This window comes from Paenibacillus contaminans (assembly GCF_003285015.1).
In the GTDB taxonomy this organism is placed as follows: Bacteria; Bacillota; Bacilli; order Paenibacillales; family NBRC-103111; genus Paenibacillus_V; species Paenibacillus_V contaminans.
The window spans coordinates 181164-193556 of sequence record NZ_QMFB01000002.1; the positions used below are offsets into that span (position 1 = coordinate 181164).

The 12393-nt window shown below is 47.6% G+C and carries 8 protein-coding genes; all 8 read right to left on the minus strand.

Annotated features, from left to right (window positions below; translation table 11 throughout):
* Positions 1 to 62: 62 nt before the first annotated feature.
* The 8 genes from DQG23_RS05115 to DQG23_RS05150 all read right to left on the minus strand — a co-directional run bounded on the left by DQG23_RS05115 (position 63) and on the right by DQG23_RS05150 (position 12256).
* Positions 63 to 1160, minus strand: a complete 1098-nt coding sequence (locus tag DQG23_RS05115) for a Ger(x)C family spore germination protein (protein WP_158560307.1) — start codon at positions 1158 to 1160, stop codon at positions 63 to 65.
* A complete protein-coding gene (locus tag DQG23_RS05120) occupies positions 1157 to 2266 on the minus strand; it encodes a GerAB/ArcD/ProY family transporter (protein WP_158560308.1) in 1110 nt (369 codons plus the stop codon). The genes DQG23_RS05115 and DQG23_RS05120 overlap by 4 nt, the downstream gene beginning before the upstream one ends.
* Complete coding sequence (locus DQG23_RS05125) at positions 2263 to 3645, minus strand: spore germination protein (RefSeq protein ID WP_146762249.1); 1383 nt, start codon at positions 3643 to 3645, stop codon at positions 2263 to 2265. Before DQG23_RS05125 ends, DQG23_RS05120 begins: the two co-directional genes overlap by 4 nt.
* A gap of 113 nt (positions 3646 to 3758) precedes the next feature.
* The gene (locus DQG23_RS05130) at positions 3759 to 4841 is read right to left on the minus strand and encodes a HupE/UreJ family protein (RefSeq protein ID WP_113029740.1); all 1083 of its coding nucleotides are present in this window, start codon (positions 4839 to 4841) and stop codon (positions 3759 to 3761) included.
* A gap of 17 nt (positions 4842 to 4858) precedes the next feature.
* On the minus strand, positions 4859 to 6619 hold the full coding sequence (locus DQG23_RS05135) for an S-layer homology domain-containing protein (protein WP_158560309.1): 1761 nt from the start codon (positions 6617 to 6619) through the stop codon (positions 4859 to 4861).
* Between the two features lie 265 nt (positions 6620 to 6884).
* On the minus strand, positions 6885 to 10793 hold the full coding sequence (locus tag DQG23_RS05140) for a LamG-like jellyroll fold domain-containing protein (RefSeq protein ID WP_238177755.1): 3909 nt from the start codon (positions 10791 to 10793) through the stop codon (positions 6885 to 6887).
* 349 nt (positions 10794 to 11142) lie between these two features.
* Positions 11143 to 11484 carry a DMT family transporter gene (locus DQG23_RS05145; RefSeq protein ID WP_113029742.1) on the minus strand — a complete coding sequence of 114 codons (342 nt, stop codon included), beginning with the start codon at positions 11482 to 11484 and terminating at the stop codon, positions 11143 to 11145.
* Complete coding sequence (locus DQG23_RS05150; RefSeq protein ID WP_113029743.1) at positions 11474 to 12256, minus strand: HAD family hydrolase; 783 nt, start codon at positions 12254 to 12256, stop codon at positions 11474 to 11476. The genes DQG23_RS05145 and DQG23_RS05150 overlap by 11 nt, the downstream gene beginning before the upstream one ends.
* Positions 12257 to 12393: the final 137 nt, after the last annotated feature.

Genomic DNA, 12393 nt, shown 5'->3' on the forward strand with positions numbered 1-12393 from the left:
GCTGCTGAAAACGCCGGATGAGGTCCGCTGCGATTGGGCGACCGTCCGTGATATCATATTGATTAATTCAGCAGCCCGTGATTTTTAATCTTCACTTGAACATGAGGCTTGATTTGAATTCTCGGATATTCTTTATTCCAGTCCAGTGTCTTCCATTCCTTATTATGCAAAGCTTTTATTTGCAATCCAATTCCAAGCCCATCACAATTCGCTTGCTGCAGCTGGCGGATCGTTTCCTCCGCACGGGCGCTCAGTACTTTTTCCAACTTGCGGGAAATATCCTCGATCAAGGCTTTGTTCAACGGCGTACCGGTCGGATTATCAGCCATAAAGCAGTTGAGAGTAAGGTAAATATCGACTGTAATCGGATCCTTCATTGTTATTTTTACTTTATGCTTTGCCCGTTTATAGATAAAGGTCAAATAGCTTTGCTTCGGACCAATTTGTTCCGTCATCGTTCCAAAAGACATATGTCTGGACATCATGACAAAGCTTCTGGCATGCTTGGAATCAAGGCTTCCGGTCATCTGTTTTCCGTGAAATAAAGCCAAACCGTTGATTTTTGCACGCTCCTGCTGACTCACAACATCAATGAGAGGAAGCACGTTGTCAAAGCCTTGAGAAATCATGATGGAAGAAATCAGAAAAGTCGACTCTTTTGGTATTAATCCCTCTTCCTCGTTGCTCTCGATCAGATCGTACAAATACTCGCTTATGAGCGATCGATCCTCAACCTCCAGATTAACAATCTCTTTAGCGGAGCTTTCTGTAATGGCTACATAGATGCTTATCGGAAATTGAGCTTCACGATAAAAATAATCCAGTGTTTCATAGAGACTTTTTTCCGCAAAGGCTTTGTTGACAAGCAGAACCCGTGTCTCTCTTAGATCCATGTGCTGAGAAACCATTTTCTCGAGCTGGCTACTTGCTTCCTGTACGGAATGTCCTTCTCCGCTTACTTTAGGCGTAACGACCCTGCCTTGGCTTTCAATGGCTGTCTTCATCGTTGGAATGGATATGGATAATCGAACTTTTTGTTCTCCCAACAAATCAACGCCAATGGTTTGCACCATCCGGATATTTTTGAGCTGTCTTTGATCCCAGCACCCGCTTAGCAGCAAGGTTAACGAGAATAAAACCATAGTTTGTCGTAATCTCATAATTGTGATCGTCTTCCCCCACGTTTGTTCTTGAGACCGGTCAGCCAAACAAACAGCAGCATGCATGCAATTAACCCAAACGAAATAAGAGGCGCAAATCGGTTTGTCATCGTTTGTACTTGATCCAGCTGTTCGGCCGTTAACTGGAAAAGGCAAATGGCGAATAAAACGGTACCGCAGACGTACGTAATGGATTTAGGGGCTTCCTGTTGATTTCCAAGCATGGCCGACAAAGAGGAGACAATCAGCATGAAATACGAATAAAATGACGTTAGAATAAACAGGATCCATATTGAAATAATGATTAAATCAAATCTTTCGATTACATTTAAGGAAATGGCTTTCATTTGATACAGCAAAGGTTCCCGAATAAACGCGATCATTTCCTTCCCGAACAGCGCCATAGAGGAAAATACACAGAACGCATAAAAAAACGTTGTTGACAAATTGGCGAATAAGGCGGCTCGAAGAACCTTCACCTTGTCTGCATGCGTGTAATAACCTGGCAGCAAAAGCATAATTTCCGCTCCCGCTAATCCCCATAACGCAATAAATGCCCCATCCAGAAAGGATAATGGTCCCGCTTCGAATAATGGCAGGAGATGATAGGGATTCCAATCCTTCAGCATATACCCAGACAAAAAGATAAAAAGAGGAATAAACATCGTACAAAATACCGCAAAACGAGCGTACACTCTTATCGGCTGCAGCGCGAGATAAATACATACGCCAAATATTGTGAGCATTAAAAACCATTCGGGTGTTCGCGGGTAAGCCCATAGTTCCGTCGTATACAACCAATTGGATAAAATGATGAACAAAATTAACGAATAGAACAAAGAATTGATTGTCAGGAGGATCCTGCCTCCAAATCCCCCCAGCCGCTGCATCACTAGTTGAAACACATTCCGTTCTCCGGCTGACACCATCAGCTTCCATAACATAAAAATATAAAGGCTGTTAGCAGCACCGCCTAACAAGCAGGATAACCACCCGCCGGCACCCGATTTCTCGCTCACCGCATGGGCGATCGAAATGATAGCCGAGCCAAATTGCGCCTGCAAGACGATGCAATAAAGCTGAAACAACCCCAGTTTTGTTTTCATTTGGCTTTGCTCCTTATCGGTGAATAATATGGAACACCAAATGGCTCCAAAGAGAAGAAATGGACCATACAAGCAGCAGTAAGCAGGGTAATCCCATAAAATCCTACTATCCATGCGGCAAAAACAAATAACAGCTGCAGAATTAGCGTCAATATACGCACCTGATAGGTGGGAATAAGAAAAGTACCGATAACCGATAAAGCTACGATGACGATGTAAACATTAGAGACAAAGCCGATTTTGACAAGAGCTTCACTAATAATGATCCCGCCGGCTACACCTACCATTTGCGCGATTTGTGAGGGAAGGCGAATCGTCGCTTCCGCAATCAGCTGAAAGATAACGATCATCAGAACCGCCTCCACGATCGGCGAGTAAGGAACATTCTCCAATGAAGCTTTAATGCTGATCGCCATTTGCGAAGGAAGTATTTCATGATGGAAGCTGACAACCGCAATATACAGGCTGCATATGTAAAGGCTCAGTATAAGGCCTGTTGCTCTTAACGTTTGTAAAACAATTGCTGCTTTATCCTCCATTAGAACGGAATCGATACTGCGTAGAAAGGTATAAAAAGAAACCGGAACGATCAGACATGTGGAGCTCTGCTCGCATAATACGGCAATACGTCCCCTCATAATCAGATTGGTTGCCATATCAATTCTCTCTGTTCCAAATACTTGGGGAAACAGCGATCGCTTCTCCTCTTTTAATAATTCCTTCTGTAGACGGCCTGGATGTACTTCCATTCCAGTGTTAAGGCCTTTTACACGTTCTGTAACCTTTTGAACGATTTGTGCATCCGCCACTCCGTCCTGCCACAATATAGCTACTTTATGAGCTGAATATTTACCCACGTTCAGATATCGAACCTTCAATTGTGAGGAGGATGCCCGGTTTCGAATAAGATTAATATTCACATTCAGATTTTCAATAAAGCCGGATCGTTCACCGATAATCGAGTTTTCATTGTTGGGCTCATGAATCGAACGGACATTATTCTGCTCGGCATTTAAGGAGTACCATGTTTCCTCGCAATGGACCAGCGCTTTTCCATCCAGTACCGCTTTAACGGCCTCTTCCGGATTCGTACATGGAAATACGACAGCAGATGTAATGAGCTCGTCGATTGTAAGGTTATGGAAAGAATCCGATTTCGTACGGAACCATTGCTTGAACAAGCTGCTTTCCAGTTTATCCGTATCGCATAACGTCTCGATATACACTAATACAGCCGGCTTGCCATATAGATCAAAATCCCGGATGATCAAATCTTCCGTATAAAACAGTCTTGCCTGAATTTGCTCAAGCACCTTAGGCCTCATGGAACATCCCACCTTTCCATGAAATATTGCCCAACTCTTTGGATAAATATGCAAGCAAAAAGACTGCTGATCTTTGATCAACAGCCGGAAGGGGCAGCTCCGAGTAGTACGTGTATTCAACTCTTGCGTCCCATTAGTTGGGCCTAGCAATCACAAGCGATCAGCCCTCATTTCAATCTTTCAATCAACCAGTAAAATGCCAGTACAAAAATAAGGCAGGACGTTGAGATCATCATTTTACGATACCAGGGGAACGTTCGCAGCCATATCAAGAGAGGGAGCAACAGACACAGGATCATGAGCTGGCCTGCTTCCACGCCTAAATTAAACGTCAAGAGCGAGCCAAGCAAGTTGCTCTTAGGAAGTCCCGTTTCGGCCAAAGCTCCGGCGAAGCCCATGCCGTGAATCAAGCCGAATACGGCAGTCAATATCCACCGCCACTTCGCTTTTTGAACAAACAGATTTTCCACCGCCACATAACAGATCGACAAGGCAATCAAGGCTTCAACCCAGGACGGGATGACATGAAGGCGACCCGTCGCCACCAGGAACAGGGTAATGCTGTGGGCAATCGTAAATGCAGTCACAATCTTGATTGCATCTTTGAAGCGAGCAGCGATTAATACTAAGGATAACAAAAACAGCAAATGATCATAACCGATTAAAATATGTTCGATTCCAAGCACAAAATATTTCCACAAAACGGAGCCAATCCCGGAAGAAACGGAGTCATTCTCGGACTGAGGTAAAGTGACCTGAACACCTTGTGTATTGACATCCAGAATATCCTGATAGAAAAAGTCCCCTGAACGAACAGTTAGTGCACTCATATGAACGAGCGCATCTTCAAACGCCAGATTATAATGAAGATCCAGTTGTTCGATCGCTTCATCGGCGATTAACCGCAGTTGAAGCACGACGCCTTTAGTAGACCCCTTTTCCTCCACTTTCATTGAAAGTAACGTAATCGTCAAGGGCTTCGAATCAACCTCTATACGGAGTCCTTTTTTTATAAACGATTCGATCCCTTCTTTTTGCGAAGATAGTTCATCATTCTCCAGATTATTATCCTTGTTGACATCGAATTGTGGAAGCAAGTCTCTTTGATCAAGAAAAAGTTCATAGTCAATCTGATTCCCTTTGACGGTTAACACCGAGTACCCCATGCTTGCGGTATGCGCATATGACGTTGTAGCAATCCCAAAAAAGAATAAGAGGATGAACAAGGAGAGGAACCTTTGTACATTCATAGCTGCTAAACCTCTTTTTATAATTGATAAATGCTGTACATCAATTTGGCCGCTTCCGCCCGGGTTGTCGTTTCCTTCGGATGAATCCCGCCGCCGTAACCGTCGACCAGCCCCGATTGAACAAGAGCGGCAACGCTATTCGCTGCATAACCGGAAATTTCCGAAGCATCGGTGAAGGAAACGAGTTCAGTCTGCGAAGCGTCGATTGTCAATTTTTCCGTCATTCTGAGCGCCCTTTCCGTCAGCACCATCATATCCTCTCTCGTGATCGAAGCATGCGGATTGAATACGTTATCCCCGCTGCCGTCCGTAATCCCCATGCCTCTGGCAATCCTGGAAGCTTCGTCATAATAGGAGCCCGCTTCAACATCGGCGAAACGATCGCCAACCGGTCCTTGCAGATCGAGCGTTCGTACCAGAAGCACAAGAAAATCGGCACGGGTGACTTGCTTTGCCGGACCGAATTGATTGTCTGCGATGCCGTTAATAATGCCTTTGGATGCCAAAACCTCAATCTGCTTTTTAGCCCAGTCCACAGAAGCGATATCGTCAAATGTCTTTTGTACGAACGAAATGGCGTACGTGCTGAAATGTGTCGTCGTGAACGTCACTTGGCCGGTAGCCGGATTATACTTTCCGTTCGGAACGGAATGGATATCTCCCTTGCCGTCAATATACCAAACGACGATGTGCTCCGGATCTTTTCGTTCCTCGGCTGTAGGAGAATAAGGGATGCTTACGGTTACAGGCGTTTTCGGGTTATTGAAGGCGATCACTTTGTCTCCTGCTTGAATGCTAAGCTCAATCACCGGATGAGCCCCGACCTTTTTTTGTACACGTTCGTCTAACTTGCCGATATCCGCCCTGGCAATACGAAGCCCGACTTCGCTATCGGTAAGCTCGTTTTCCCTGAACATGTTGCTCGGAATCAAGATAGAGGCAATGGAGGTTTTGATTTCAATTTGATATTGTTTCTTTCCTGTTGAAATGGAAGGTGAAGGCAGCTGCTGTACATAGGCAATGGCTCCGCTTGCTTCCTGTACGTCAATGCTGATCGTTTTCTTACCGCTCGGATCCGATTTCGCTTTGTTTTCGGCCTCTTTCCATACCGCTGCGTCAATGGTTGACGTCACGGTGTTTGTTGCCGGGTCGACCTTCATCTGGGGTACGATTGTAATGACATGACTCCCGTTTCCGCCGGTGTTTTCATTGTTGCCGCCATTCCCATTGTTGCCATTGTTGCCGCTGTTACCGTTGTTGCCATTGTTACCGCCATTGCTGCCGCCATTCGATGCTTTTATATTCACAGACACCGAGCTATTGCCTGATACGACAGCAGACTCTATTTTCGAATTCACCAATTTCACGCTGTCCAGTACAATATCGGCCTTTCCCTGACTATCTGCGTGAAATATCAGCGTAGCCAGTTTTACCTCTCCGTCCCGGCCGGGCGTATTGCCTAATTGCGTATGCGCAAGTTGAATGGCATTCCCTTTGACAACAGGCTCCACGGTAAAGCCGCCGTTGCTTCCGCTAATGCTTTTCACAAACTTCAAGCGGCTGGAATCATAGGTTACATTCACTTCATAGGCGTACAAATCGGTAACTTGTTTTCCCGTCACCGTGACTTGAAAGTCGTCGCCTGCGGAAACGTTTTTGTCCGAGATCGAAAGAGAAAAAGTCGGGGCCGGGGCTGCTTTGGCATGAACAACAACCTGCGGGAAAACGAGTATGGTCAAAAGCAACGCGAGGCTAAGCGAGAATCGTTGTTTTAGCATCGTAACATTCCGTCCTTTCAATAAATATTCGGCACACAAGATGGGAAGGCCGGTTCCACTGCACAAGGACATACATGGCCTGCTTCAAGCATCTTGTTTTGCGTTTCCTGGATGGTATGAGCCTTCGGATTGTCGAAACGCAAAGCCAAAACTCGCCTGCCATGTATGTTCCTTGTTCCGTTTCACTAGCCCCCCCTCGTTTACCTGTGTCGCAAATACACGAAATAATCAGGGGGAGAATAGACATCCCCCCCTCCTTAAGCTTTTATTTCAAGATCGCTTTAGCGACAATGACGAGGTCGATCAAGTTTACCTTTCCGTCGTGATTCACATCCGCTCTCGCGTTCCAGCCCGCCTGACCGGACTCCTTGCCGTAAACCGCTGCAACGATAGCCAAGTCACCGATCGTAACACCGCCGCCATTGATATCTGCGGTTATTTTCTTGGCGTTGAACGCTTGAACTGCCGCTTCCAATGCGGATTTCGCTTGATCCACCTGCTGCTGATCGACAGTCGGATCGTTCGCTATCGCGCTCGCCGCCTCAATGGCCGACTGCAATTGCACTTTGGCGCCAGTCACGTACAAGCCGTCTCCGTTTCCTTCCGCTGCAGCATTGTACATCGTCTGAGCGTTTGCGATCAACGCATTCAAGAGCGACTTATCTGCGGGATTCATGATCTGGATTTCATGAGAAGCTCCAGTGACCTTCTGCTCATTCCCTTGTCCGTTCGCAATGACAACTTGATCTACGGAAATTGTCGTCGTGTGACTCGCTTGCGTTGCCGTCTTGGCCGTAAATTTGAAAACGAGCAAATCGCCTTGTGCAGGCACGTCCACGCCAAAGCTGGCAGCCATAATCCGGATTTGACCCGGCGCCGTCTCCTCCTGCTCGATGACTTGGAATCCATCGTTCAGCGATGCAGCCAAATCGAACTGCACAAACGCCGGATCAAAATGCAGCGTCACATCTTGCGCATATACCGACTGGTATACGCTTTGCGTAACGCCGGCCAATCCCATCGTGATTTCGAAGGTTTGGCCTACGGCCGCCTGCTGCAAACCTGTCAATGTAGATTGAGGCATCGTTAACGCCGGCAGCACCGTCACGCTGACGCTTGTTGTCAAAACTACATTATCCGGATTTTGCACGCCAACAGGCAAAGTAACCGTTCCATTTACCGTGAAGGTCTGCTCGATCGTAAGAGAAGGATCATAATTGGCCGCAGGTACATCCCATGACACTTCGGCATTTTTGTTTCCTTTATCGGTAACCAGTTCTACTGTGGAAGGCAAGCCAAGGGCTTCTGCCGTCTTTACCGTTCCGTTCGCCGCTCCCTGGATGGCTGCAGGCGCTGTTATGCTTTTTAACGTCACGCGTTGAACGACCTCAAATGTCTTGCGAGCCACGATCTCATACCCGTCATTGAGCATATAGAGTACATCATACATACCGGGAGCCAGCCCGTTCGTTAAACTGACTTTTCCGGATCCGCCCTTTAAATAACCCCATGTTATCGATACACCGGCGCCTGGAGGAACAGCTCCGGCTTTATAAATACCGACCCAATCTTTCCCATGAGCCGCCGCTCCGGAATAAGACATGGAAATGGCTTCCCCCTGGAGGTACTGGGACTTGTCCAGCGTTAATAGACCGGCAGGTACGCCGGCAGCCTGAACCGTTACATTAATGCTTGTCGTCATGGATACGTTGTTCGGGTTTTCCACTCCGAAAGGAAGCGTTACGGTTCCTGGCACCGCGAAAGTCTGCACCGTCTTGATAGCCGGATCGTAGCTGACACCGCTTAAATCCCAATTTACGCTTGCGTTAATATTTCCTCCGTCGGTTACAATCGTTACATTCGCAGGCAAGCCGAGAGCTGCCGCCGTCTTGGCCGTCCCGTTGTTCGCAGATACCGCTGGAGGCGCTGTGATACCGGTTAATTTCGCCCCCGGGGTTGTAATGTCCACGTCCTGGTACGAACGGTTATACATGTCGTCTGCAGCGAATATTCGGAGTAAATAGGATGTTGTCGGCATTAACCCTGTAATCTTGTATTGCCTGTACTCATCGTAGGGTTTGTCCAGCGGCAGCGAAAGGCTGTTGAACGATTTGTCCACTTCCCCGGTTTGCCTGTTGATCAGTTGAACGTTATATTCCAAACCGCGCACATTGTCAGTTGCTTGCTTGATCGTAAACGTCACTTCGTTGCTTGTCAGGGAATCGACCGTAATCCCCTCGTCGAATTTCGGAGCAATGAGTTCTTTAATATTGTTTTTGCTATACGTAAAAGCGTCTTTGCCTTCGCCAACGCGTACGACACGAGGTGTGCCGACAAATTCATTGGTACTGACGTTATACTGTTTAATGATCAGTTTCGGACCGTAAACCTCCAGGAAATTCAAGATGCGAGGCGTCGTTTTATAATTGATATATGCGCCTTCTATATAGCCGCCGTACGGACCGCCATCAATATAACTGGAATAGGATGTCGCGCCTGAATCGAGAAACGTAGCCGCGCCTTGATAGAGCGAACGTTCGTCGGTCGGGTCGTATTGCGTATGGCCTGACATATAGAACACCTGCGAAAAATCGTTCCCGGAAAGAAATTGACCGAAATTATTGCTTGCGGCGCTGCTCCATGCCGATCCCCACACCGTTCCGCTTATCGGGTAGTGAGACATGACAAATATCGGTTTGGTCGGATCATAATCCGGTTCGCTTTTAATTTGATTGAGGTAATTTTTCGCTTTCCCAACCGTACTCTCGCTGTTAATATTAGCGTCAAAGCCGATCAGATTATAACCTTTAATCTTAACTCTGTAGGCACTGTTGTAGAAATCGTTATCATACGTATTCGTCGATTCGTTCCACGCGCCCGCCGTACCGACAGGTATCAAGTTTTCGGAGCCGTTCATATCATGATTGCCTTTGACCATATATAACTTCGTCGTGTCAAATAAGCCCTCATTTTTCAGTTTATTGTATACGTCCGTCATGAGCCCCATCCATACGTACTCATTGGCATTGTTGCCGCCGGTAATGTCGCCGGGCATCACCATGACGTCAGCCTGCGGGAATACGCTCATGGCCTTTCTCATATCGGATTCAACGCGCTCGATTGCAGCAGGATTGCTGCTGATTTCCGGGTCGCTGTTCACCGTCATATTCAAGTCGGCGGGAGTCAACGTTTTATTGCTTTTTTGATAGATGAAGATGGCATTGTCCAGTTCACGCTCGTAATAATTGATCGTTTCCTGCGTATAAAACTTTTGTTGTTGCGTTGTCGCGACCGTATTGGCCATAGCCGCAACCTTTTTCAACGAATCAAAATCGGTTTCGCTGAAGCCGTTGCCGAGACCGCCTGCGATTATTGCATCAGCTTCCGCAAGTTTGCCGGTAAGTGCCTGCAAATCTACGTTATTTCCGCCGTAACTATTATAGTTAGCTTGAATGACATCGCTGCTGACGGCACCTTTCCAAATCTTCAGATCCGCTATATCGAATGAATTGCCGCAGCGATTGCCCAGTCCGTCGCAGCCGATATTTAACGGGTTCGATGTATCTAACGCTCCGCGCCTGATCGGGGTATCGTCCATTTTGTACCCGTCAATATACAACGAAGCGAGCAATTTATCTCTGTCCACAACAAAGGTCACGTAACGCCAATCGGAAGCATCGAACGTGTTGCGCCCGAAGGAAATGTTTTTTACGGATGCGTTCGGGAATCCCAAATTCATTTTGACCGATCTCGCCGATGTGTAAATGGCCCAGCCTGCGTTAGAGCCGTTGCTGAAATCCTTGTTCGATAAAAGGACGCTGTTCTGATTCGTGTCGCCCTTATACCAGAAAGATACGGTAAAGCTGTCCTCGCCAAACGGCAAGCTTTTCGTCGTACCGACATAATTGCCGCTTCCGCTTTCCAGATGCAGAGCTTTGGTCCCGGGCATGATTCCGTCTACATAACTGTACGTCCCCGTTGCTTTCAACGGATTCTCCGGATCGGCATCATTGTGTAACTGATTATCGAATGAGATCGATGCAATCAGAGGATTATCATTTCCTGCTGCGTTCTCGGGCATAAGGGACTGCGGGATAGCGGCGTGTACGGCGGTCGACAACAACATGAATATCATCGTTAACGCGAGGGTAAAAGATGAAATTCTTTTCATCATAGAAAACCTCCATAGGTTAAAATATGTATTTGAAGAGCCTGCTAGGGTGTGTCTGGACACTCCGAGGGAGCAATTTTGCCGAATTTTCGTTCCTCCATCAGGAAAATAATGCTAAGCATCACCTTGAGCTGATTACGCTACGGTAAACGCACCGCCCCAGAAAGGGCGGAAGGCGTTTATCCTGGTAGGCAAGGCGCGTTTGGGAAGGCGTACCGGGGGTCGGCCTGCGCAAACGGAACGATGCATAGGGCGAAAAGGCGGTGAAAGATGACCCTGAGCGAGTGTTCAGACACGCCCTATGGCTCGAGTGGTCGAGTAAAACCGTGACAGCCATGACCACAACCTGCTCTTAACGAACATCGCTGCTCATCTTGAGACCGATAACACCGATCACGATGAGCGATATCCAGAGCACCTGATTCAGGTTGATCGATTCCTTAAACAGGACCGCACCGACCAGCGTAATCAGAACGATGCCGACGCCTGACCAAATCGCATAAGCGACGCCGACATTCATGTAAGACAGCGCAAAGGTAAGCAGCGTAAAGCTGCAGCCGTACAAGACAAACATCAGGATGGACGGCCATAGCTTGGTGAAGCCGGCAGACAGCTTCATGGACGTGGTGCCGGATAACTCGAACAGGATGGCAAGCATAAGCAGTATCCATCCCCAACTGCTTTCATTCCTCATGCCGCGACGCCTCCAGGCGAAGCTGATCATAGGAAAAAACCGTCTCCTTCGCATCTTTCAGCACACCATTGCCGGCAAACGCCGCTTTCTCGCTGATGATTCCTATCGTCACGACAGCCCCGGCGGCATTGCCCATCTGCATATCGCCGTTCGTGTCGCCGATCACCGCCACCTCAGACGGCGCCAAACCCAATTCCAGACAGGCCTTCTCGACCATATCGGGGTAAGGCTTGCCCCGCTCCACCCGGTCGTTGCCGATAATGGTCTTGAAATAAGGACGAATCCCCATCCATTCCATATGCTTTACCGCTTCCGGCGTCTCATCTGCCGTTACGATGCCGATCGAGAGACCTTGCTCGCTGCACTGCTTTAGAAACGGGACGATTCCGGGCATAGGAAAGACGGGCCGAACCCGCTCCATCTCCTCATCGGCCAGACGCTTGCTTTCTCTGGCCAGTCGCATCGATTCTCCCCACGGGAGACCGAGACGATAGCCTTGCCAGGCAAATATCGCCAGCAGGTCGCCGATCGATCCCATCGCAAGCGGCCCCGTTCGGCTATAATCGACGATACGGCCCGTTTCATCGTGAAGCGTCCCCCACAGCTCCGAGAGGGAGCCGATTTTTCCTTCGGGAAGAAGACTCTCATAATGACGGTACATCGATTCGCTCCATTTCCCCCATAAACCGATAAAATCCAGCAGCGTACCATCTTTGTCAAATAAAATTCCTTTTATGGGATAATGCATCTTGTTGACGATCAAATCCGGCATTTCTATCTCTCCTATACATGATGCGATTATTATTTTCTTTAACTTTGTTCAAAAAATATTAAATCCACTTGAATATCCACGCTTTTTCAATCTGGTTTCCCTCTTTGTTCAATTTTTATTGTACGTTTATTTTGTCT